Source organism: Citrobacter sp. RHB35-C17 (genome assembly GCF_013816795.1).
GTDB classification, from domain to species: domain Bacteria; phylum Pseudomonadota; class Gammaproteobacteria; order Enterobacterales; family Enterobacteriaceae; genus Citrobacter_A; species Citrobacter_A amalonaticus.
In genome coordinates this window covers 711478-733554 of the sequence record NZ_CP057150.1, presented here as the reverse complement: position 1 = coordinate 733554, position 22077 = coordinate 711478, and the positions used below count along the sequence as shown (strand labels likewise).

General features: G+C 53.9%; 22 protein-coding genes. 7 read left to right on the top strand and 15 right to left on the bottom strand.

The window, feature by feature from the left end; translation table 11 throughout:
- Positions 1-2: 2 nt before the first annotated feature.
- The 4 genes from hybO to yghX all read right to left on the bottom strand — a co-directional run bounded on the left by hybO (position 3) and on the right by yghX (position 4402).
- Entirely contained in the window at positions 3-1121 is a 1119-nt protein-coding gene (gene hybO, locus HVZ37_RS03555) for a hydrogenase 2 small subunit (protein ID WP_042998143.1), read from the bottom strand.
- A gap of 189 nt (positions 1122-1310) precedes the next feature.
- The gene (locus HVZ37_RS03550; protein ID WP_090048994.1) at positions 1311-1598 is read right to left on the bottom strand and encodes a DUF2623 family protein; all 288 of its coding nucleotides are present in this window, start codon (positions 1596-1598) and stop codon (positions 1311-1313) included.
- Positions 1599-1682: 84 nt separating this feature from the next.
- On the bottom strand, positions 1683-3323 hold the full coding sequence (locus HVZ37_RS03545) for a methyl-accepting chemotaxis protein (protein WP_042998145.1): 1641 nt from the start codon (positions 3321-3323) through the stop codon (positions 1683-1685).
- Positions 3324-3517: 194 nt separating this feature from the next.
- On the bottom strand, positions 3518-4402 hold the full coding sequence (gene yghX, locus HVZ37_RS03540; protein ID WP_054177125.1) for a YghX family hydrolase: 885 nt from the start codon (positions 4400-4402) through the stop codon (positions 3518-3520).
- Positions 4403-4483: 81 nt separating this feature from the next.
- On the opposite strand from yghX, the gene HVZ37_RS03535 reads away from it, so the two are divergent.
- Positions 4484-5524, top strand: coding sequence for an aldo/keto reductase (locus HVZ37_RS03535; protein ID WP_181628112.1), 1041 nt, complete (start codon positions 4484-4486; stop codon positions 5522-5524).
- Positions 5525-5567: 43 nt separating this feature from the next.
- On the opposite strand, the gene HVZ37_RS03530 is transcribed toward HVZ37_RS03535, so the two are convergent.
- Entirely contained in the window at positions 5568-6062 is a 495-nt protein-coding gene (locus HVZ37_RS03530) for a TIGR00645 family protein (RefSeq protein ID WP_042998148.1), read from the bottom strand.
- Positions 6063-6133: 71 nt separating this feature from the next.
- Entirely contained in the window at positions 6134-6637 is a 504-nt protein-coding gene (locus HVZ37_RS03525) for a hypothetical protein (RefSeq protein WP_054177126.1), read from the bottom strand.
- Positions 6638-6741: 104 nt separating this feature from the next.
- Here HVZ37_RS03525 and HVZ37_RS03520 point away from each other — a divergent pair, with 104 nt between their 5' ends.
- Together HVZ37_RS03520 and HVZ37_RS03515 are read left to right on the top strand one after the other, a co-directional pair.
- On the top strand, positions 6742-7149 hold the full coding sequence (locus HVZ37_RS03520) for a hypothetical protein (RefSeq protein ID WP_042998150.1): 408 nt from the start codon (positions 6742-6744) through the stop codon (positions 7147-7149).
- Positions 7149-7580: a hypothetical protein gene (locus tag HVZ37_RS03515; protein WP_043001747.1), complete on the top strand. Its 432-nt coding sequence runs from the start codon at positions 7149-7151 to the stop codon at positions 7578-7580. The genes HVZ37_RS03520 and HVZ37_RS03515 overlap by 1 nt, the downstream gene beginning before the upstream one ends.
- A 64-nt stretch (positions 7581-7644) precedes the next feature.
- Here HVZ37_RS03515 and exbD read toward each other — a convergent pair whose 3' ends face one another.
- Both exbD and exbB read right to left on the bottom strand, forming a co-directional pair.
- A complete protein-coding gene (gene exbD / locus HVZ37_RS03510) occupies positions 7645-8070 on the bottom strand; it encodes a TonB system transport protein ExbD (RefSeq protein WP_042324207.1) in 426 nt (141 codons plus the stop codon).
- A 6-nt stretch (positions 8071-8076) separates the two neighbouring features.
- Entirely contained in the window at positions 8077-8811 is a 735-nt protein-coding gene (gene exbB / locus HVZ37_RS03505; RefSeq protein WP_042998151.1) for a tol-pal system-associated acyl-CoA thioesterase, read from the bottom strand.
- A gap of 249 nt (positions 8812-9060) precedes the next feature.
- Here exbB and metC point away from each other — a divergent pair, with 249 nt between their 5' ends.
- The gene (gene metC, locus HVZ37_RS03500) at positions 9061-10248 is read left to right on the top strand and encodes a cystathionine beta-lyase (protein WP_181628111.1); all 1188 of its coding nucleotides are present in this window, start codon (positions 9061-9063) and stop codon (positions 10246-10248) included.
- Positions 10249-10387: 139 nt separating this feature from the next.
- Entirely contained in the window at positions 10388-11047 is a 660-nt protein-coding gene (gene yghB, locus HVZ37_RS03495) for a DedA family general envelope maintenance protein YghB (RefSeq protein ID WP_042998153.1), read from the top strand.
- A 51-nt stretch (positions 11048-11098) separates the two neighbouring features.
- Here yghB and HVZ37_RS03490 read toward each other — a convergent pair whose 3' ends face one another.
- Positions 11099-11998, bottom strand: a complete 900-nt coding sequence (locus HVZ37_RS03490) for an AraC family transcriptional regulator (protein ID WP_042998154.1) — start codon at positions 11996-11998, stop codon at positions 11099-11101.
- 14 nt (positions 11999-12012) lie between these two features.
- Positions 12013-12141 (bottom strand): hypothetical protein, encoded by a 129-nt coding sequence (locus HVZ37_RS23215; RefSeq protein WP_099433653.1) that lies wholly within the window; start codon positions 12139-12141, stop codon positions 12013-12015.
- Between the two features lie 49 nt (positions 12142-12190).
- Here HVZ37_RS23215 and yqhD point away from each other — a divergent pair, with 49 nt between their 5' ends.
- Together yqhD and dkgA are read left to right on the top strand one after the other, a co-directional pair.
- A complete protein-coding gene (gene yqhD / locus HVZ37_RS03485) occupies positions 12191-13354 on the top strand; it encodes an alcohol dehydrogenase (RefSeq protein WP_042998155.1) in 1164 nt (387 codons plus the stop codon).
- 104 nt (positions 13355-13458) lie between these two features.
- The gene (dkgA, locus tag HVZ37_RS03480; RefSeq protein ID WP_042998156.1) at positions 13459-14286 is read left to right on the top strand and encodes a 2,5-didehydrogluconate reductase DkgA; all 828 of its coding nucleotides are present in this window, start codon (positions 13459-13461) and stop codon (positions 14284-14286) included.
- Between the two features lie 47 nt (positions 14287-14333).
- Here the strand turns inward: dkgA and HVZ37_RS03475 are convergent, their stop codons facing one another.
- The 5 genes from HVZ37_RS03475 to HVZ37_RS03455 form a co-directional block, all read right to left on the bottom strand.
- On the bottom strand, positions 14334-16505 hold the full coding sequence (locus tag HVZ37_RS03475; RefSeq protein WP_044255731.1) for a YgiQ family radical SAM protein: 2172 nt from the start codon (positions 16503-16505) through the stop codon (positions 14334-14336).
- A 109-nt stretch (positions 16506-16614) separates the two neighbouring features.
- Positions 16615-18027, bottom strand: a complete 1413-nt coding sequence (gene ftsP, locus HVZ37_RS03470) for a cell division protein FtsP (protein ID WP_044265604.1) — start codon at positions 18025-18027, stop codon at positions 16615-16617.
- A gap of 122 nt (positions 18028-18149) precedes the next feature.
- A complete protein-coding gene (plsC, locus tag HVZ37_RS03465; protein WP_042998159.1) occupies positions 18150-18887 on the bottom strand; it encodes a 1-acylglycerol-3-phosphate O-acyltransferase in 738 nt (245 codons plus the stop codon).
- 278 nt (positions 18888-19165) lie between these two features.
- Positions 19166-21424 carry a DNA topoisomerase IV subunit A gene (gene parC / locus HVZ37_RS03460; protein WP_044265602.1) on the bottom strand — a complete coding sequence of 753 codons (2259 nt, stop codon included), beginning with the start codon at positions 21422-21424 and terminating at the stop codon, positions 19166-19168.
- A 130-nt stretch (positions 21425-21554) separates the two neighbouring features.
- Positions 21555-21947, bottom strand: coding sequence for a YgiW/YdeI family stress tolerance OB fold protein (locus HVZ37_RS03455; protein WP_042324346.1), 393 nt, complete (start codon positions 21945-21947; stop codon positions 21555-21557).
- Positions 21948-22077 lie beyond the last annotated feature (130 nt).

The following is a 22077-nucleotide window of genomic DNA, read 5'->3' as shown; positions in this document are numbered from 1 at the left end:
GGTTATTCTCCCCGTGAGTCAGCGTTATCTTTCTTTTGCTGACGCCCCAGTTCACGTACCGCCATCACGCTGACGCCGGCTACCAGACCGACAACGCCGCCAAGCAACCCAATAGCGCCGGCAGAAATGTTGCCGCCCTCTTTCATGTTCACATCAGGTTTTTCGGAACGAGGTGTCTGATTTTCCACGTGAGCAAGTTGGTGAATGCCCTTATGGAAACCAACGCCTTCTTCGTTGCAGCCGTAGCATGGGTGACCAATCGCCACCGGCCAGACGCCGCCAACGTCGCAGAATTGCAGTGTGGAGCAGTTGCCCCAGGTCTCAGGCCCTTTACAGCCGAGGTGGTAGAGGCACCAGCCTTCGCGGTGACCTTCATCGCCGAACTCTTTCGCAAAGCGACCCGCATCGAAGTGCGGACGACGTTCGCAGTGCTCGTGAATCAGGCGGCCATAGGCGAAGGTCGGACGGTTTTTCGCATCCAGCTTCGGCGGCTTGCCCCAGGTGATGATATGGGCGACGGTCGCCAGGAAGTTATGCGGGTTCGGCGGACAGCCCGGAATGTTGATGATGGTTTTACCCGGCAGAACTTCCTGCAGGCCAACCGCACCGGTCGGGTTCACGCCAGCAGCGGCGACGCCGCCCCATGCAGCGCAGGAACCGATAGCGATAATTGCCGCCGCGCCTTCTGCCGCTTTGCGGATATGATCCACAATGGGCTCACCGGCAACCATGCAGTAAATACCGTTATCTTTTAGCGGGATGGAACCATCAACGACCAACACATACTGCCCTTTGTATTTCTCGAGCGCATTGTGTTTGTTCTCTTCAACCTGGTGGCCGAAGGCGGCGGAAAGCACCTCATGGTATTCCAGAGAGATGGTCTCCAGGACAAGGTTTTCTACCGTAGGGTGGGTCGCGCGAAGCAGGGATTCGGTACAGCCCGTGCATTCCTGAGCACCAATCCAGACAACCGGAGGGCGCTGCGGACGGGATACCGACTCAGCCATTTCGGCGGCGGCTTTGCTGCTGAGCCCCATTGTGGCGGCGAGTGCTGCACAAAGCTTCATGAAATCACGGCGGTTGACGCCATGGGAATTGATGAGAGTGTTATCTCCAGTCATTTTATAGTTATTCCGTTACGAAGACCTGGCTCTTATTTTGCATCAATCGCAAAACCGTAACTGCGATCGGTGCGCCATTTACCACACTTTTGTTATGGTTATGTAGTCTATGATACTGCGAGGGGATACTAAAACGAAGGGAATAGCCGGTAGTGTAATTAATTAAAGCAAGATAATACCCCCTTTGGATCAACCTTCGAGTCGATAGCCGGCCATAAAAAAACGAATCGTGATGCTGGACTGATTTTCCCGAAAGAAATCCATCACCATTTCTTTATCTAACCCATAGCGACGCGTCAGGATCCCCGCTTCCCAGGCGCTGAGTTGCCTGTCGCCGGTTTTTTCAAACATGCGATGCGAGAATCCTAGTACGAAGCCACGTTTATAATCCGAACAAAATTTCGCTACGTTTCGGGCGTTGTCAGCCTGCGTGGCGTTTAATCCGGCCATCAGACCCTTGCCAAAATGATTATTCATGACCTCTCCTCAATCGCTATACAATAAATTATATAGCGATATTTTAAGCAAAGGCCAGAGGGTTCAGCGACTTTTTACTGGGCCTTAAAATGCCACCCATTCATCACCTGCCGCTGTGGGAGTCGGGCGTCGCTGCCCGGCGGGAGCGGCACCTTTTCCGGGGAGACTGGGGGCGTCATTTTGCGATAACCGGAACTGTTGCACAGAACGTTGTAAATCTTCCGTTTGTCTCTCCAGCGCCGCAGCCGCGGCGGAAACCTGCTCCACCAGCGCGGCGTTTTGCTGCGTAACGCCATCCATCTGAGTAATCGCAACGCCCACCTGCGAAATCCCTTTGCTCTGTTCTTCAGACGCCGAGGCAATTTGTTTCATGATGGTGTTCACTTCCGTCACGCCACGCAGGAGCGCCTCCATCGTTGAGCCGGTATCCTTCACCAGCGTCGCGCCGTGGTCGACGCGGCGCACGGATTCGGCAATCAGTGTTTCAATCTCTTTTGCCGCGTTTGCACTGCGGCTTGCCAGATTACGCACTTCACCTGCGACGACGGCAAATCCACGCCCTTGCTCACCCGCACGCGCCGCTTCGACCGCAGCGTTCAATGCAAGAATGTTGGTCTGGAAGGCAATGCTATTGATGACGGTCGTAATTTCCGCAATCTGCTTCGAGCTGGCGGAAATTCCGTCCATGGTCTCGACCACTTCGGACACCAGCGAACCGCCTTTTCCTGCCGTGCGTGATGCCGCATCAGCCAGAAGACTTGCCTGACGGGCGTTATCCGCATTCAGTTTCACCGTTGCGGTGAGCTGCTCCATGCTGGCAGCCGTCTCTTCCAGCGCCGCAGCCTGCTCTTCCGTTCGCGATGAAAGATCGTTGTTGCCGCTGGAGATTTCAGTGGCGCCGCGCCAGATATTATCGCTGCCAGAACGGATAGTATTCACGGCGTCGCGCAGACTGTCCTGCATCGCCCGTAATAAAGGCACTAATTGGCCGACGCAGTTGCGGCCAATATCGTCAATCGGCTGACTGAGATCGCCCTGAGCAATCTGGCGAAACTGTTGGCGGATCCGCGCCAGCGGTTTCACCAGCATGGTCACCAGATAGCGATCGGTGAAGAAGAGAATTGCAATGCCCAGGATCACCGCGCCAATGATTAGGGTACGGATGATCGACGTTTTGCCATCTACCATGACGCGGGTTTGATCGAGCATCACACCTGCGGCCTTATTAAAGCGTTCTGCACTGGCACCAAACGCCCGGCTCAACGCAGGCGTCACATTATTCGCCTGCTCACTCCATGCACTCTGCGTGCCCTGCTGCGCCAGTTGCATTTGCGGCGTGACGCCTTTATCGAGCAGATCCTGCCAGCTCGCCAGCACCGCAGCGGCAACCTCAGGATCCATCGGCCCTGGCGAGAGCGTTTTCATTTCCTGCAACTTTTTGCTCATGTTATCCAGCGCCTGCTGCACGGGAGCGAAATCCGGCGTGCCGCCACTGGCTTTCAACTCCATCGCACGACTGAGGCGGGTAACAAAGCGGAAATATTGATCGTTGCCCTGGCTGAGCACCGTCATCTGGCGAACAAGATGGCGATCGACTTCGTTGCCTTCTGACACTTTTGACAGCGCGTGAACGCTATATAATCCCACTCCTGACCAGAGAAGACAAAAGACGCCCAGTATTGTCAGCATGACAAGACGAATGGTGAAGTTTTGCAAAAGTCGCATAGATATATCCTTGCCATATTAAAGGGATTCGCCATCTGGCGAGACTCACCTTCGTTATCGGCAAAGAGTGAAGAATATATACTTACTTTTAGTTTTTTTACTCTCGCAAACAATATCCCTGGTCGCTGTATACATATAAAAGATAATGAAAAATGCCAGCAGTATTAATCAATCGTTTATTTTCCTTTTTTTTATCATAAATATTTATCAAACCATCCCAACGTTCGTTTCCATGCTAATTCGGCGGCAGCCTCGTCATATCGCGGTGTGGAATCATTATGAAATCCGTGGTTTACACCGGGATAGATCCAGGCTTCATAGACCTTATTGTTGGCCTTCAGCGCGGCTTCATAGGCGGGCCAGCCTTCATTGATATTTTTATCCAGCGCCGCGTAGTGCAGCAGGATCGGCGCTTTTATCTTCGGCACATCCGCAGCGGCAGGCTGGCGACCATAAAACGGCACCGCACACGCCAGTTCAGGATAGGCCACGGCAGCGGCATTTGAGACGCCACCGCCGTAACAAAATCCGGTGATCCCCACTTTCCCGCTGGCGTCCGGGTGTTGCTTCATAAACTCGACGGCAGCGAAAAAGTCATTCATCAGCTTTGTCGGATCCACTTTCTGCTGCAAGACCTTCCCTTCTTCATCATTTCCTGGATAGCCACCTACCGAGCTTAAACCGTCGGGCGCCAGCGCAATGTAGCCCGCTTTTGCTACCCGCCTTGCAACATCTTCAATATAAGGATTCAGCCCCCGGTTCTCATGTACCACCACCACGGCGGAGACCTTGCCCGTTGTGTTGACCGGCTTCACCAGATAGCCGCGCACGCTGCCATGACCGTTTGGTGACGGATAATGAATATATTCAGGCAATATATCGGGATCGGTAAATTTCACCTGTTCCGCCAGCGCGTAGTTGGGCTTGAGCATATTGAAGAGCGCCAGCGCCGTCACCCCGCCAACGGCGTACTTTGCCGCAAGATTGAGGAACTCCCGTTTTGAGATTTTCCCGTGGGCGTAGTAGTCATAATAATCGAGTAATTCTTGCGGAAAATCTTTGGCTGTCAGACGCGTCATCGCATATCTCCGGGATTTGTGATTCTATAAGCATAGAATGAAAACGCTGTTTCGAAAATTCATCACAAGAAAGGAGACATCATGTCCTGGAACGCCTCCCCTGACCGCTATGAGAATATGCAGTACCGCTACTGTGGTAACAGCGGCCTCCAACTGCCTGCGCTATCGCTCGGTCTGTGGCACAACTTCGGTCACGTACAAGCCCTCGACTCGCAGCGCGCACTGTTGCGAAAAGCCTTTGATTTAGGCATTACTCACTTTGATTTAGCCAATAACTATGGGCCGCCTCCGGGCAGCGCCGAAGAAAATTTCGGGCGTCTGCTGCGCGAAGACTTTGCCCAGTATCGTGATGAACTGATTATTTCGACCAAAGCCGGTTACGACATGTGGCCAGGTCCTTATGGTTCCGGCGGCTCGCGTAAATACCTGCTCGCCAGTCTCGATCAGAGCCTGAAACGGATGGGCCTGGATTACGTCGATATTTTCTATTCTCATCGCGTGGACGAAAACACGCCGATGGAAGAGACGGCGTCTGCGCTGGCACACGCTGTGCAAAGTGGGAAAGCGCTGTATGTTGGTATTTCGTCATACTCGCCGGAGCGGACACAAAAAATGGCTGAGCTTTTGCGCGAATGGAAGATCCCGCTGCTGATCCATCAGCCCTCTTATAACCTGCTGAACCGCTGGGTGGATAAAAGCGGTTTGCTGGATACGCTGAAAGCCAATGGCGTGGGCTGCATCGCCTTTACGCCACTGGCGCAGGGATTGCTCACCGGGAAGTATTTGAACGGCATTCCGGACGGTTCACGTATGCAGCGCGAAGGGAAGAAAGTGCGCGGTCTGACTGAGAATATGCTGACGGAAGCTAACCTCAGCAGTCTGCGTCTGCTTAATAAGATGGCGCAACAGCGCGGTCAGTCAATGGCGCAAATGGCGCTTAGCTGGCTGCTGAAAGACGATCGCGTCACTTCCGTGCTGATTGGCGCAAGCCGCCCGGAGCAACTGGAAGAAAACGTTCAGGCGTTGAAAAATTTGTCGTTCACCACAGAAGAATTGAAGCAGATTGATAAGCATGTCGCTGACGGCCAACTGAACCTCTGGCAGGCATCGTCCGATAAGTAACGTTCAGCGCCGGGTAGCGACAACGGCTGCCCGGCCTGTGCTGTCAGTGCTTATGGCGGTTTAACCGGTCGAGGCAGCCCATCAAAAACGCCGACAAGACGAAAGTGAGATGGATAATGACGTACCACATCAGCTTGTTATCCGGCACGTTTTTCGCATCCATAAATACACGCAACAGATGAATGGAAGAGATAGCAACAATCGAGGCCGCAACTTTGTTTTTCAGTGAGGTCGCATCCATCTTCCCCAGCCAGTTCAGTTTTTCCCGTCCCTCAGCGATATCGAGTTGCGAGACGAAATTCTCATAGCCGGAAAACATCACCATTACCAGCAGTCCCCCGACCAGCGTCATATCCACCAGGGACAGCAGCACCAGAATCAGGTCAGCTTCTGCCATCGAAAAGACATTGGGCAGAACATGAAAAATTTCCTGAAAGAATTTTAGCGCCAGCGCAACCAACGCCAGCGACAAACCAAAGTAGACCGGGGCCAGCAGCCAGCGAGACGCATACATAACGTTTTCGAGAAAGCGTTCCATAAATTCCTGTGATGTTGCAAAAACCGGGCGACAGTATATCCCAATTGCGCAACATCAGATCAACATCCTCCTTAAACTTCGTCGGGATTGATCCACGGGCGCTGATACTCGGGCCACACCAGCGCCACCAGCGATGGATACGCCTCGACGCTAAACTCCCGGAAGCACTGGCGTAAGTTCAGCACATCGAGATCGGAATGGGGAACTTTTTCGCCGTTGAGACAGCGTTTTTTTATCGTGTCGTAGTATTTATACACCGCTGAATTGAGATCGCTGCAGCGTCGCTGGGCGTCAAACAGTCCTGGCGTGTCATTCAATTGCGCCATCGTCATGCGTTTTATTGTTGCGTGAAGGAAATCAATATATTCGTGATTGACGCGCCAGTACCATACCGGTGTAATAGCATTCATCAGCGCGGAGAAATGGTCCTCCCCCTCTTCTTTAGTCAGCGGTATTGATTGAGTCTCAGAGGTCAGTTCTTCAGCGTTGTGCGGTTTATTAAACTCGCGCATTAATAAAAGCACGCCGCCGGTCAACAATAGCAAGGTAATGACAGAATAAAAAATACTGTTCATAGAATGACTCCATTTTTTTTGATTCTAAAATTACCCCATGTTATTGTCAACGCGACCTGCCAAATAAAAATAACTATACATTTGATATTAAAGGATATTGTGACATGCTGCCTGAGCACCTTGTCCCACCGCGTTTTCATCTGTCAGCGTCAGGTCAGACGGAAGAAACAGTAGAAAATAATGATAATTTTACTCAGGGAAAAACAACCCTCAGTGATTATGAGGCCGATATCTTAATTAGCACAACCGCCACCGGGCAATCTAAAAATATCCTACTCGAAGAACGTGACCGTCATTTTAAAGAACGTCTTGAGCGGGTAGCGAAAATTGAGACTTTCGCTCGGGTCATTAATGCGTTACAGGCTGAAGGCGATATCGATGCCCAGACCTTAAGTAAAATAATCACTGAAATGACCACGCATATAAATGAAAACGGCAACGAAATTTGGCTTAACTTAATTACCCGGGAGAAAGACTCACCCCTTTTCTATTCTCTGGACGACGAACAATGATTAAAGATGTTGAAGATAACAATGTCTATTTGGCTTTAGATGAGAATAAAAGCGATCAATTTATCTTAAAGCAGAATCTTGCCGCACTCATCGCCAATAAAAATGCGGTCCTCGAAAGCGTGGCGCAAGAAGTGACTTCTATTCCTGCGGCGCTGGTTCGTCTGAAATGGCAAAACCGGCGGGAAATATACGCGCTTCAGGTGAAGGAAGAGATTTATGGCGCGGCGATCAACGCCATTATCAAACAGAACCCGGCGCTGGGTGACAAAATCATGGCGCGACTGGAGAGCACCTGGCAGCATTTGCTGGCTCGTGAGACCGCCACGCTGCGACTGACGCGCAAACTGGCCGAAGGAAACACCCGCACGATTACCATCACTACCGTTGCGCTCAATGAACGTCAGGTACAAACCCGGCGCGATGGGCAATAAAAAAGCCGGGTAGCGATAACGCCTTACCCGGCCTTTCTTCTCATTGTGCCCATGGCGACAACGATTATTTCGCTTTCGCGACCTCTTCGCCGACCAGACCGATCTTCAGATAACCAGCCTGATGCAGCGTGTCCATCACCTTCATCAGGGTTTCATAGTCGACGGTTTTATCCGCACGGAAGAAGATCGTGGTGTCTTTCTTCCCTTCGGTCAGCGCGTTCAGTTCTGCCACCATGGTCTCGTCCGTCACCGGATCGTTACCAATGAACATGCTGTTGTCCGCTTTGACCGACAGATAAACCGGTTTTTCCGGACGCGGTTGCGGCGTACTGGAGGACGCGGGCAGATTGACCTTCACATCCACTGTCGCCAGCGGCGCAGCCACCATAAAGATGATCAGCAGTACCAGCATAACGTCGATAAACGGCGTCACGTTGATTTCATGCATTTCACCGTTATCGTCCAGATTTTCATTAAGACGCATTGCCATGAAACATTACCCTACACGTAATTTCTGCGCGGTACGCACCGGACGGGCAGATGCGCTTGCATCCAGATCCAGGTCGCGGCTTTGCAGTAACAGCACCTGTGCCGCTACATCGCCCAGCATCGCTTTAAGACCGCCAATCTGACGGGCAAAGATGTTATAGATAACCACCGCAGGAATGGCCGCAACCAAACCGATGGCTGTCGCCAGCAGCGCTTCAGCAATACCGGGGGCGACGACGGCGAGGTTAGTGGTCTGCGTTTGTGCAATCCCGATGAAACTGTTCATGATACCCCAGACCGTACCGAAGAGACCGACAAATGGCGAAATCGCCCCGATGGTCGCCAGGTAGCCATTTCCGCGCCCCATCTGACGTCCCGCTGCCGCAACGCGACGCTCCAGACGAAAACCGGTACGCTCTTTAATGCCTTCGTTGTCTTCACTGCCCTGAGACAGTTCCAGTTCGTTCTGCGCTTCATTGAGCAATTGGGTGCTTAAGCTTTTGGCGCCAAAGTTTGCTGCGATATCGCTTGCCTGATCCAGAGAGCGGGCGTCCGCCAACAGTTGCTGTTCGCGTTTAAGCCGACGCTTCAGGGAGAAGAACTCAACGCTCTTACTGAAGAAGATAGCCCAGGTGACCACTGACGCCAGAATCAGACCAATCATCACGCACTTAACCACGATATCGGCGTGCTGATACATACCCCAGACGGAAAGATCCGTCTGCATCAAATTATTACCCACTCTGTATCTCCAGGACGCAAATCACAAATTCTGAGCGTAATAATATCAAAACGACGTCGAATTGATAGTCGTTCTCATTACTATTTACATAGTGCCGCACCTTTGGTTTCTTTTCCTTGCGCTTACGCAGTAAAACGTCACGGGAGGCGATTTTGATAAAATATTGTGCTTTATCCCGTTCCTGAGGATGCGCATTTTTCCATTCGTGATAGTTTAGACGTCCAGACGTATAGAAACAGGAAACCCAACATGGCAGATAAACAACTGGACACCCGACTGGTCGGCGCAGGGCGCAGTAAAAAATACACGCTGGGCTCAGTGAATAGTGTGATTCAGCGCGCTTCTTCGCTGGTTTTTGAAACGGTCGAAGCCAAAAAGCACGCCACCCGCAACCGCGCCAACGGCGAACTTTTTTACGGGCGCCGCGGCACATTAACCCATTTCTCGCTGCAGGAAGCGATGTGTGAACTCGAAGGCGGCGCTGGCTGTGCGCTCTTCCCCTGCGGCGCGGCGACCGTCGCCAATACGATTCTGGCTTTTGTCGAACAGGGCGATCACGTGCTGATGACCAATACGGCCTATGAGCCGAGCCAGGATTTCTGCACCAAAATCCTCGGCAAACTGGGTGTGACCACTGGCTGGTTCGATCCGCTGATTGGCGCTGACATAGTTAAGCATCTTCAGCCCAACACCAAAGTCGTTTTCCTCGAGTCTCCGGGTTCCGTGACCATGGAAGTTCACGATGTCCCGGCAATTGTCGCCTCTGTCAGACGCGTTGTGCCGGACGCCATCATTATGATCGATAACACCTGGGCGGCGGGCATATTGTTTAAAGCCCTCGACTTCGGTGTTGATATTTCGATTCAGGCTGGGACCAAGTACCTGATTGGTCACTCGGATGCCATGGTCGGTACCGCCGTTTCGAACGCCCGCTGTTGGGATCAACTGCGCGAGAATGCCTATCTGATGGGACAAATGGTCGATGCCGATACGGCCTATATGACCAGCCGCGGGCTGCGCACCCTGGGCGTGCGTCTGCGCCAGCATCATGAAAGCAGTCTGAAAATTGCCGAATGGCTGGCAGCCCATCCACAGGTCGCGCGGGTCAATCATCCGGCGTTACCAGGCAGTAAAGGACACGAATTCTGGAAACGTGACTTTACGGGGAGCAGCGGCTTGTTCTCGTTTGTGCTGAATAAAAAGCTCAATAATGACGAGCTGTCCGCTTATCTGGATCACTTCAGCCTCTTCAGCATGGCCTATTCGTGGGGCGGTTTTGAGTCGCTGATTCTGGCCAATCAGCCTGAACAGATTGCAGAAATTCGCCCGGAAGGGGGTGTGGATTTCAGCGGCACACTGATTCGTCTCCACATTGGTTTAGAGAATGTTGACGATCTGATTGCAGATTTAGCCGCCGGATTTTCCCGCCTCGTGTAAAATTGACGCCAATGGACATCTATGCAGACACGTCGAACGAAATTGTCTGCATTTGTTGCGCCCGGGATCAAGTCATCCGGGTCCGTTCAGGAGTACAATAGGATTATTAAGGCGTAAACGCTGTTCCACAGGAAAGTCCATGGCTGTCATTCAAGATATTATCGCTGCGCTCTGGCAACATGATTTTGCCGCGCTGGCGGACCCACATGTTGTTAGCGTCGTCTACTTTGTGATGTTTGCCACGCTGTTTTTAGAGAATGGCCTGTTACCGGCCTCATTTTTGCCCGGCGATAGTCTGCTGCTCTTAGCAGGCGCATTGGTCGCGCAAGGCGTCATGAGCTTTGTTCCTACCCTGCTGATCCTGACGACAGCGGCCAGCCTCGGCTGTTGGCTCAGTTATATTCAGGGACGCTGGCTGGGCAATACGCGAACGGTAAAAGGCTGGCTGGCGCAACTTCCGGCGAAATACCACCAGCGCGCGACCTGCATGTTTGACCGTCACGGTCTGCTGGCGCTGTTGGCAGGCCGTTTTCTGGCGTTCGTGCGCACACTGCTGCCAACCATGGCGGGGATTTCCGGGCTCTCTAACCGTCGCTTCCAGTTTTTCAACTGGCTGAGCGGGCTGCTGTGGGTCGGCGTGGTCACCAGCTTTGGCTACGCACTTAGCATGATCCCGTTTGTGAAGCGCCATGAAGATCAGGTCATGACCTTCCTGATGATCCTGCCCATTTTTCTGCTGGCGGCGGGGTTGATCGGCACGGTGGTGGTGGTGATTAAGAAGAAATACTGCAGCGCCTGACCTGAATCCAGCCGGATGACACGTCGTTCATCCGGCTGACTCACAATAACGTTAACTCCCCTGCATAGTGCGGATCCGCGCCGCATCTTCCCCCGGCGTCACCCCGAAATAGCGCTTAAATTCACGACTAAACTGCGACGCGCTTTCATAACCCACCCGCATTGCCGCCGCGCTGGCCTTCATGCCGTCGTGAATTATCATCATCCGCGCTTTATGTAACCGATAGGTTTTCAGATACTGCAACGGCGATGTGCTGGTCACTGACTTAAAATTATGATGGAACGCAGAAACGCTCATATTGGCTTCGGCCGCCAGTTGCTCGACGTTGAGGTTTTCGGTGTACTTATTTTCAATGCGTTTGAGCACGCGACTAATCAGGCTGAAATGGGTCTGGCGACTCACCAGCGCCAGCAGCGCGCCGCCGCGTGGCCCGGTCAGAACGTGATAGAGGATTTCACGGATAATCTGTTTACCGAGGATCCGTGCGTCCAGCGGTCGCTCCATGACGTCGAGCAGACGTTCCGCCGCGCAGAGGATCTCTTCTGAGAGCGTGGCGGAGTTGATCCCACTTGCCGCCATCGACGGCTGAAAGTGTTCGTCTTCGCCAATGTCCATCAGCAGTTCCTGCAATTGCAGGATATCGACATTGATGCGAAATCCGGCGAGCGGTACGTCCGGAGTCGCATAGGTTTCACATTCGAAGGGTAAAGGTACGGTCAGCAGCAAGTATTCATTGGCGTCATAACGGAAAACCCGCTCATTGATGTAACCGATTTTATGACCGGAAAAGAGAAATATGATGCCGGGGTCGTACATCACGGGTGTCCGTAAACCCGGTTCAGTACCGTACAGCAGACGGATGTCCGGCAGCAGCTCATTGAGCTTATGTTCATTGTTTTTCAATTGCTTAACTTTATCTGTCAGCAGTAAACAGATCTCTTCGCGGTTCATAACGGGTTATTTTCTCAACGGATGACGACGCCTTGATTGTGCGCAAATTTATCGCTTTTCTCCAGCGCCCTGGAGAAATGGGCAAGACATTGGCAGAAATGAGCATTGAGAGGATAGCCGCGCACGACCACAATGTTCTCCATCCGGCAGACCCTCCTGCCCTCTTTTTTTACCCACATAAGGGAACGAGCAATGAATAACTTTAATCTGCATACCCCGACCCGCATTCTGTTTGGTAAAGGCGCAATCGCTGAACTGCGCGCACAAATCCCACAAGACGCACGCGTGCTGATCACCTACGGCGGCGGCAGCGTGAAAAAGACGGGCGTACTGGCGCAGGTCCAGGAGGCGCTGAAAGGCCTGGACGTGCGCGAATTTGGCGGCATTGAGCCTAACCCGTCGTATGAAACGCTGATGAACGCAGTCAACATCGCCCGTGAAGAGAACATTACCTTCCTGCTGGCCGTCGGCGGGGGTTCTGTTCTTGATGGCACCAAATTCATCGCTGCTGCCGCCCACTATGCGGATGGCGTTGACCCGTGGCATATCCTGCAAACCAGCGGTAGCGATATCAAAAGCGCAATCCCGATGGGTTCTGTGCTGACGCTGCCGGCGACCGGTTCTGAATCCAACAAAGGCGCGGTTATCTCGCGTAAAACCACCGGCGACAAACAGGCCTTCCATTCTGCCCATGTGCAGCCGGTCTTTGCGGTACTGGATCCGGTTTATACCTACACCCTTCCGCCACGTCAGGTGGCGAACGGTGTGGTTGATGCGTTTGTGCATACCGTTGAACAGTACGTCACATATCCGGTTGATGCCAAAATTCAGGATCGCTTCGCGGAGGGCATTCTGCTGACGCTGGTGGAAGATGGCCCGAAAGCGCTAAAAGACCCGGAAAACTACGATGTACGTGCGAACGTTATGTGGGCAGCCACCCAGGCGCTGAACGGCCTGATTGGCGCAGGCGTGCCGCAGGACTGGGCAACCCATATGTTGGGCCATGAACTAACAGCGATGCACGGTCTGGATCACGCTCAGACGCTGGCGGTCGTTCTGCCCGCACTGTGGAATGAAAAACGCGATACCAAACGCGAAAAACTGCTGCAATATGCAGAGCGCGTGTGGAACATCACCGACGGTTCTGAAGATGAGCGTATTGATGCCGCGATTGCAGCCACCCGTAATTTCTTCGAGCAACTGGGCGTCCCGACTCGCCTGTCTGGCTATGGCCTTGACGGCAGTTCAATCCCGGCTCTGCTGGCGAAACTGGAAGAGCACGGCATGACGCAACTGGGTGAGCATAAAGACATTACCCTGGATGTCAGCCGCCGCATTTACGAGGCAGCGCGCTAAGCTTTTTTCACCTCTGACTTTCGTTTTTGGGCATTTCGTCCAGACTTAAGTCACCTTACATCACCGGAGTCCCCCTCCGGTGATGAGCACATGAAGGAGGAAAAATGGCAAACCAAACCGTAATTAAGCTTCAGGATGGCAATGTAATGCCCCAACTGGGGTTAGGCGTATGGAAAGCCGGTAACGACGAGGTCGTCTCCGCCATTCATAAAGCACTGGAAGTCGGCTATCGGTCCATAGATACCGCCGCCGCCTACAAAAATGAAGACGGCGTCGGCAAAGCGTTAGCCAGCGCAGGTCTCCCCCGCGATGAGTTGTTCATCACCACCAAGCTGTGGAATGACGATCAGAAACGCCCCCGCGACGCGTTGATGGAGAGTCTGGAAAAACTCCAGTTAGATTATCTCGACCTGTATCTGATGCACTGGCCGGTTCCGGCAATCGATCACTATGTTTCCGCCTGGCAAGGCATGATCGATCTGCAAAAAGAGGGGCTGATTAAGAGCATCGGTGTGTGTAATTTCCAGGTCAACCACCTCCAGCGCCTGATTGACGAAACGGGCGTTACGCCGGTGATTAACCAGATCGAACTGCATCCGCTGATGCAACAGCGCCAGCTACACGCGTGGAATGCGACGCACAAAATCCAGACGGAATCCTGGAGTCCGCTGGCACAGGGCGGCGAAGGCGTTTTCGATCAAAAAATCATTCGTGATCTGGCGGATAAATACGGTAAAACACCGGCGCAGATTGTCATTCGCTGGCATCTGGATAACGGTCTGGTCGTGATCCCGAAATCCGTCACGCCATCGCGTATCGCCGAGAACTTCGACGTCTGGGATTTCCGTCTCGACAAAGACGAGCTCGGTGAGATTGCGAAGCTCGATCAGGGCAAGCGCCTGGGCCCTGATCCGGATCAGTTCGGCGGCTAATTCCCTTCTCTTTTAATAAGCCCGGTGTTTACCACCGGGCAACCCCATTATCGCCCGGCGACTTTGGTACGCTTTTTATTGGCGGCTGGCGTCTGACGCTGATGCGCCACCGGCGTGTGTTTGGTCAGCGCCGGACGGGTGTTACGGTTCTGACGGCGCGCTTCGCGCATCTCTTCCAGCGTTGGCGCCGGTACCAGGCACTCACGGCGTCCGCCAATCAGATGCTTTTTACCCATCTCTTCCAGCGCCTGACGGATCATCGGCCAGTTAGCCGGATCGTGGTAACGCAGCAGCGCTTTATGCAGACGACGCTGCTTATCTCCCTTCGGCACCACCACATCTTCACTCTTATAGCCAATCTTACCCAGCGGGTTTTTGCCGGTGTAATACATGGTGGTTGAGTTGGCCAGCGGCGACGGATAGAAGTTCTGCACCTGATCGAGACGGAAGCGATGTTTCTTCAACCACAGCGCCAGATTCACCATATCCTCGTCACGCGTTCCCGGATGCGCGGAGATGAAGTACGGGATCAGATACTGCTCTTTCCCGGCCTGCTTCGAGTAGAGATCGAACAGTTGTTTGAAGCGGTCATAGCTGCCCATACCCGGCTTCATCATCTTCGACAACGGCCCTTCTTCGGTATGTTCCGGCGCAATCTTCAGATAACCGCCGACGTGGTGGCTCGCCAGCTCTTTGATATAGCGCGGATCTTCCACTGCGATGTCGTAACGCACGCCGGAGGCAATCAGGATCTTCTTGATGCCTTTCAGATCGCGCGCGCGGCGATAGAGGTTGATCGTCGGCTCGTGGTTGGTATCCATATGCGGACAGATATCCGGATAAACACACGACAGACGACGACAGGTCTGTTCTGCGCGCGGTGACTTACAGCGCAGCATATACATGTTGGCCGTCGGTCCGCCGAGATCGGAGATCACGCCGGTAAAACCCGGCACGGTATCGCGGATCGCTTCAATCTCATTGATGATTGAATCTTCAGAACGGCTCTGAATAATGCGTCCTTCGTGTTCGGTGATCGAACAGAACGAGCAACCACCGAAACAGCCGCGCATGATGTTGATCGAGAAACGGATCATCTCGTAGGCCGGGATGCGGCTGTTGCCGTATGCCGGGTGTGGCACGCGCTTATACGGTAGGGCAAAAACGCTGTCCATCTCTTCAGTAGAGAGTGGGATCGCCGGCGGGTTGATCCAGATGTAGCGATCGCCATGCTTTTGCATCAGCGCACGCGCACAGCCTGGGTTGGTTTCATGGTGCAGGATCCGCGAAGCGTGCGCATACAGCACTTTGTCGCCCTTCACTTTTTCAAAGGACGGCAGCAGAACGTAGGTTTTTTCCCACGGTTTCGGACGCGCGGGCTGCACGGTAATGGCTTTCGCTTCCTGCTTTTTCGGGGCAACCGGTTTGTTGTCGGCGCACGGCAAATCTTCACCATACGGATGCGGGATCGGATCGATTTTCCCCGGCGTATCCAGACGCGTGGAATCGACGCCGCTCCAGCCAGGCAGCGCTTCTTTCACCATAATCGCCGTGTTACGCACATCGCGGATCTGATCGATGGTTTCACCCATCGCCAGACGGTGCGCCACTTCCACCAACGGACGCTCGCCGTTGCCAAACATCAGCATATCGGCTTTAGAATCCACCAGCACGGAACGGCGCACGGTATCAGACCAATAATCGTAATGCGCGGTACGACGCAGGCTCGCTTCAATACCACCGAGGATCACCGGCACATCTTTCCACGCCTCTTTACAGCGCTGGGTATAGACCAGCGTGGCGCGGTCCGGGCGCTTGCCCGCGACGTTATCCGGCGTGTAGGCATCGTCATGGCGCAGGCGGCGATCGGCAGTGTAGCGGTTGATCATCGAGTCCATGTTGCCAGCGGTTACGCCAAAGAACAGGTTCGGTTTGCCCAGACGCATAAAGTCGTCTTTGCTGTTCCAGTCCGGCTGCGCAATGATGCCGACACGGAAGCCCTGTGCTTCCAGCATTCGACCACAAATCGCCATACCAAAACTCGGGTGATCGACATAGGCGTCGCCGGTTACCAGAATAATGTCGCAGCTATCCCAGCCAAGTTGATCCATTTCGTCGCGTGACATCGGCAAAAAAGGAGCGGGACCAAAACAGGCCGCCCAGTACTGAGGCCAGGAGAAGAGATCTCTGTCTGGCTGGATCAGGGATATTGCGCTCATAGTGCTTCCAAAAATGGTAAAAAAATAATCAAAGGCCGGCGATTATATGCCGGAACGAATGAGAAATCGAAGGATAATCTCTCTCGCATCGTCGCGAGAGAGAGGAGGATTACGCCGCCGGATTCACCAGAATCTGACCGATTGAACCACGGTCGGCCATTTCCAGCGTCTGGCTGTGGAAGTAAAACGGGAAATGCGCCCAGGACGGCTGTCCGTAGTAAACCAGCAGCTCTACCTGCCCATCCACCCAGACGGTATCTTTCCAGCCACGATCTTCCGGGAATGGCATCGCGCCGTTGACGTTACGCACGAGGAACGACACCCCTTCAATGTGGAATGACTGCGGCATATCGGCCCGCACCGTCCAGCGCTCCCAGGAACCCTGCTGCGCAGTGATATCAATGCGGTTGACGTCCCATAACTGGCCGTTGATGCCTGGATCGTCGCCCAGACTGATATCGCGACTGCGAATTGGCGTACCGCTCATGATCTCGGTCGGCAGCAGACGCATCGGCAGGCTGTCGGTCACCAGTGGCAACAGACCGGTTGGGCGCAGCGTTAACACCAGCGTGGACACCAGAATGCTCGACGGTTCAAAGAACCCCCGGATCCGGTCGACAATGCTCGCTGCCTCACCACAGGTAATCGACACTTCATCGCCATTGGTCATATCAACCAGAATTTCGCGGCGCTCGCCGGGTGCCAGCGACAACTGTTTTACCGACACCGGTGCCGGCAAAAAGCCCTGGTCGCCGGAGATAACATGCAGCGCGCGACCGTCGCTCATCTGCAACTGATAACGACGGGAGTTAGAGGCGTTCAGCAAACGCAGACGCACCCAGCCGCGGGACACTTCCACGTAAGGGCTTTGGACGCCGTTGACCAACAGCGTATCGCCGACAAAACCGCCGCTGCCAGGCTCGCTGTATTCCGGTGTGCCGAAGTTATCCAGCCGCTTGTCCTGAATAATAATCGGGAAGTCATCGACACCGTAATGGTTGGGGATCGGCAGCGATTTACTGACCTCATCTTCAACCAGCCACATCCCGGCCAGGCCATTATAAACCTGCTGCGCGGTACGGTTCGGCGTATTGGCGTGGTACCACAGCGTGGAGGCGTTCTGACGGATGGGCAGTACCGGCGCCCAGTCCGCGTTTGGCGACATCATGCGCGCCGGACCGCCCATCAGCGGACCCGGCACCTGAAGACCGGCGATAGTCATCGAGACGTTTTCTGCCAGACGGTTACTGTAGATCAGCTTAACGTCATCCCCTTTCCAGACGCGGATCGTCGGCCCGAGATAACGCCCGTTAATCCCCCAGACCGGTGCTCGCGTGCCCTGGGTAAAGGACCAGTGCGAACGCTGCAGCGTCATAAACAGCGGCTGGCCCCGGCGGGACTCCAGTAGCGGCGGAACGGGCAGCGGCTGTTGCTGACCGGCAGCATGGGCCCTCAGCGGAACGGCACCTGCGCACAGCGCGATCCCCGATGCCTGAATGAACTGACGCCGACTGAGTGACATATAAGCTCCATGTAAAACTGGCTAAATTACGGGCAGGAACTCGTTTCCTGCAAAAACTCGTCATACTCCAGGCTGCATGCGCGTTGGCTTGCAGCACGAATGAGTAAGCATTTATCGCTGAATCACACTTTTCCGGCGGCTTCGCGCTCGGCGACTTCTTTATCCAGTTCAGCGATCTTTTGTTCCATCAACGAGCGGCAGTGCGCGGCCAGTTCACGAACCTGATCTTTGCCATACTGACTGATATCCACCGGCGGCAGCATCTCCACAATCACCAGACCATTCTTCAGGCGATTCAGATTAATTTTATTCGAGGTATTGGAAACGCACACCGGAATAATCGGGACGCCGGCCGCAATCGCGGCATGAAACGCCCCGGTTTTAAACGGCAGCAGGCCACGACCCCGGCTGCGGGTGCCTTCCGGAAACATCCAGATGGAGATACGACGCTTTTTAAAATGATTCACCACTTCAGCAATCGTGCCGTGCGCTTTTGCGCGGTTATTACGGTCGATCAGCAGGTTCCCTGTCAGCCAGTAAAGCTGACCAAAAAACGGGATCCACAACAGGCTCTTCTTCCCGACGGTCACGGTGGGCGGCTGCACGATATTCGCGGCGGTCACCATATCGTAGTTATTCTGATGGTTAGCGATATAGATAGCGTTGCCGTAGCTTTCCGCATCCGCGGGTTTACGGCACTCTACCTTCAGGCCGAACAGCGGCGCCAGGCGACCAAACATATGCCCGAAGGTCGCGACGTGTTTTGGGTTACGCGGGCTGAGCAGGCAGTAAAGAGAACCGAAAACACAAACCAGAATGGAATAGATAACGGTAATAATAAGTCGAAAAATAAATAGCATAACAACCTCTGAAGGCCTAAGAGCCCGGGATTCTACGTCACCTGCTATCAGGTTAGGGTATTGTTAATGTGGCTCTCTGGAAAACTGTATTGTTAATCGCGACTCACGAATAAACAACGGTTTTACGGGAAATATTACTGTCATCCGGCCTGACGGTATCGTTACAACCGCAGGCCGGATAAGGTATTAACGCCGCCATCCGGCACGATAGTGTTGCCTGATGGCGGCGCGTTGCCTCTTATCAGGCCTACTTATGCCTTCAGGCGTTTAACAGCATTTTACTCTTCGCTGTCGCCACTGCTGGCACGACGTGGCGAATCAATGTCGATGCGATCGATGCGTTGCAAACCGCGCATCAACGTCCCGCGACGGCCGCGCTCGCCGGTCACTTTCTGCAATTCCTCAGGGCGCAGCTTGATTTTGCGTTTCCCGACGTGAATCGTCAGCGTACTTTGCGGCGGCAGAACATACAGCAGCGCCAGCGCATCGTCACCACGCGCCGCATCCGCAGACGGAATGTTAATGATCTTATTCCCTTTGCCTTTCGACAACTGCGGCAGATCGCTGACCGGGAACATCAGCATACGTCCGGCCGTCGTTATCGCCAGCAGCATATCCGTTTCATCTTCAATCACCACCGGCGGCATCACGCGGGCGTTTTCCGGCAGCGTGATGAGTGTCTTACCGGCACGGTTGCGCGCCACCAGATCGTTGAACGTACAGACAAAACCGTAACCCGCATCGGATGCCATCAGCAGTTTCTGCTCATCGCCTTCCATCAGCATGTGCTCAACGGTCGCGCCTGGCGGCAGCGTCAGTTTGCCGGTCAACGGTTCGCCCTGACCGCGCGCCGACGGCAGCGTGATCGGATCAATGGCATAACTACGTCCGGTGGTATCGATAAACACCACTGGCTGGTTGCTCTTCCCTTTCACAGCGGATTTAAAGCTGTCGCCCGCTTTGTAGTTCAGTCCCTGTGCGTCGATGTCATGACCTTTGGCGCTACGCACCCAGCCCATCTGCGACAACACGATCGTCACTGGCTCAGACGGCAGCATGTCGTGTTCGCTCATTGCTTTCGCTTCTTCGCGCTCGCGAAGCGGTGAACGACGATCGTCACCATAGGCGTCGGCATCGGCCTGCAGCTCTTTCTTCAGCAGGGTATTCATTTTGCGTTCAGACGCGAGGATCGCCTGTAGCTGATCGCGTTCTTTCGCCAGTTCATCCTGCTCACCGCGAATCTTCATCTCTTCCAGTTTGGCGAGATGACGCAATTTCAGTTCGAGGATCGCTTCGGCCTGCGTTTCGGTAATACCAAAACGCGACATCAGCGCGGGTTTCGGCTCATCTTCCGTACGGATGATCTCAATGACTTCGTCAATATTGAGAAACGCCACCAGCAAACCTTCCAGGATATGCAGGCGTTTGAGGACTTTCTCGAGGCGATAGTTCAGGCGACGACGCACGGTATCGCGACGGAACGCCAGCCATTCGGTGAGGATCTCCAGCAGGTTTTTCACCGCCGGACGCCCGTCAAGACCGATCATATTAAGGTTAATGCGATAGCTCTTTTCCAGATCGGTGGTGGCAAACAGGTGGTTCATCACCTGTTCCATGTCCACGCGATTGGAACGCGGCACCACCACCAGACGGGTCGGGTTTTCGTGGTCTGACTCATCGCGCAAATCGTCTACCATCGGCAGCTTTTTATTGCGCATCTGGGCGGCGATTTGCTCCAGCACGCGCGCGCCGGAAACCTGGTGCGGCAGCGCGGTAATTACCACCGCGCCGTCTTCTTTCTTCCACACCGCGCGCATGCGCACAGAGCCGCGCCCGTTTTCATAAATTTTACGAATCTCGGCGCGCGGGGTAATGATTTCCGCTTCGGTCGGGTAGTCCGGGCCGTGGACAATATCCAGCAGCTCGTCCAACGTGGTTTTCGGCTGCTCAATCAGGGTGATCGCGGCTTTTGCCACTTCACGCAGGTTGTGCGGCGGAATATCGGTCGCCATGCCGACCGCGATACCGGTTGTACCGTTAAGCAGGATGTTCGGCAGACGCGCAGGCAGCATTTTCGGCTCCTGCATTGTTCCGTCGAAGTTTGGCACCCAGTCAGCGGTTCCCTGGCCGAGTTCACTCAGCAGCAGTTCGGCGTATCTGGACAGACGGGATTCGGTATAACGCATCGCCGCGAAGGATTTCGGATCGTCCGGCGCCCCCCAGTTCCCCTGGCCATCAACCAGCGGATAACGGTAAGAGAACGGCTGCGCCATCAGCACCATGGCCTCATAGCAGGCGCTGTCTCCGTGCGGGTGGTATTTACCCAACACGTCGCCGACGGTACGGGCGGATTTTTTAAATTTGGCGCTGGCATTCAGCCCCAGCTCTGACATCGCATAGACGATGCGGCGCTGAACGGGTTTCAGACCATCACCAATAAACGGCAACGCCCTGTCCATGATGACGTACATGGAGTAATTCAGATAGGCGTTTTCCGTGAATTCATGCAGCGCAAGGCGCTCTGCCATATCGCTCATTAATCGTGATTCCTCAACTGTAAGCCCGCCAGATACCCGGTATCTTTTCAGGCAATATTGCCGCAGATACTACCTTATCTGACGCGTTGAGTCACAAAGAAAAGGGCCGCGAACGCGGCCCTGACAGGGATTATTTGCTGACTTTACTGATTTGCTTCACGTCAATTTCAACGGAATTCCAGTCTTTATCCACTTCACCCTGAATTTCAACGGTATCCTGCGGGGTAACCGTCACGCCATTCCAGCGTTTGTGGTCGATATCGACATTGATGGTGCCTGTCGCATCTTTAAACAGATAGAGGTCATCGGAAATACGTTCAACGATGTTGCCGCGCAGCGTCACCCAGGTGTCATCACGCAAGGATTTCGCACTTTCTACCGTCGTGCTACTACCGTTAGGCCCCTGGAAGCCGCCGCTCTGCGTTTGCGTCGCGGACGGGCCAGAAAAACCACCCTGCTGCGCGGCCAGAACCGGTGCGGAGCAGAGCGCCATGACGGCAACAATTGCAGCCAGTTTTTTCATGATCATTTCTCCCTTTGATGTCATTTCACATCCATTAAATACGGTAATCCTTAACAAGTTCTTAAGGCAAAAAAAGTCTCTTTTTTGCTGTACATCACGTGCAACATCGCGGTTTACTTGCCTTTATCAC

Bases quoted from the DNA above. Each gene is read 5' to 3' on its own strand.
- hybO (WP_042998143.1), bottom strand. From the start codon at position 1,121: ATGACTGGAGATAACACTCTCATCAATTCCCATGGCGTCAACCGCCGT.
- HVZ37_RS03550 (WP_090048994.1), bottom strand. From the start codon at position 1,598: ATGAATAATCATTTTGGCAAGGGTCTGATGGCCGGATTAAACGCCACG.
- HVZ37_RS03545 (WP_042998145.1), bottom strand. From the start codon at position 3,323: ATGCGACTTTTGCAAAACTTCACCATTCGTCTTGTCATGCTGACAATA.
- yghX (WP_054177125.1), bottom strand. From the start codon at position 4,402: ATGACGCGTCTGACAGCCAAAGATTTTCCGCAAGAATTACTCGATTAT.
- HVZ37_RS03535 (WP_181628112.1), top strand. From the start codon at position 4,484: ATGTCCTGGAACGCCTCCCCTGACCGCTATGAGAATATGCAGTACCGC.
- HVZ37_RS03530 (WP_042998148.1), bottom strand. From the start codon at position 6,062: ATGGAACGCTTTCTCGAAAACGTTATGTATGCGTCTCGCTGGCTGCTG.
- HVZ37_RS03525 (WP_054177126.1), bottom strand. From the start codon at position 6,637: ATGAACAGTATTTTTTATTCTGTCATTACCTTGCTATTGTTGACCGGC.
- HVZ37_RS03520 (WP_042998150.1), top strand. From the start codon at position 6,742: ATGCTGCCTGAGCACCTTGTCCCACCGCGTTTTCATCTGTCAGCGTCA.
- exbD (WP_042324207.1), bottom strand. From the start codon at position 8,070: ATGGCAATGCGTCTTAATGAAAATCTGGACGATAACGGTGAAATGCAT.
- metC (WP_181628111.1), top strand. From the start codon at position 9,061: ATGGCAGATAAACAACTGGACACCCGACTGGTCGGCGCAGGGCGCAGT.
- yghB (WP_042998153.1), top strand. From the start codon at position 10,388: ATGGCTGTCATTCAAGATATTATCGCTGCGCTCTGGCAACATGATTTT.
- HVZ37_RS03490 (WP_042998154.1), bottom strand. From the start codon at position 11,998: ATGAACCGCGAAGAGATCTGTTTACTGCTGACAGATAAAGTTAAGCAA.
- HVZ37_RS23215 (WP_099433653.1), bottom strand. From the start codon at position 12,141: ATGGAGAACATTGTGGTCGTGCGCGGCTATCCTCTCAATGCTCATTTC.
- yqhD (WP_042998155.1), top strand. From the start codon at position 12,191: ATGAATAACTTTAATCTGCATACCCCGACCCGCATTCTGTTTGGTAAA.
- dkgA (WP_042998156.1), top strand. From the start codon at position 13,459: ATGGCAAACCAAACCGTAATTAAGCTTCAGGATGGCAATGTAATGCCC.
- HVZ37_RS03475 (WP_044255731.1), bottom strand. From the start codon at position 16,505: ATGAGCGCAATATCCCTGATCCAGCCAGACAGAGATCTCTTCTCCTGG.
- ftsP (WP_044265604.1), bottom strand. From the start codon at position 18,027: ATGTCACTCAGTCGGCGTCAGTTCATTCAGGCATCGGGGATCGCGCTG.
- plsC (WP_042998159.1), bottom strand. From the start codon at position 18,887: ATGCTATTTATTTTTCGACTTATTATTACCGTTATCTATTCCATTCTG.
- parC (WP_044265602.1), bottom strand. From the start codon at position 21,424: ATGAGCGATATGGCAGAGCGCCTTGCGCTGCATGAATTCACGGAAAAC.
- HVZ37_RS03455 (WP_042324346.1), bottom strand. From the start codon at position 21,947: ATGAAAAAACTGGCTGCAATTGTTGCCGTCATGGCGCTCTGCTCCGCA.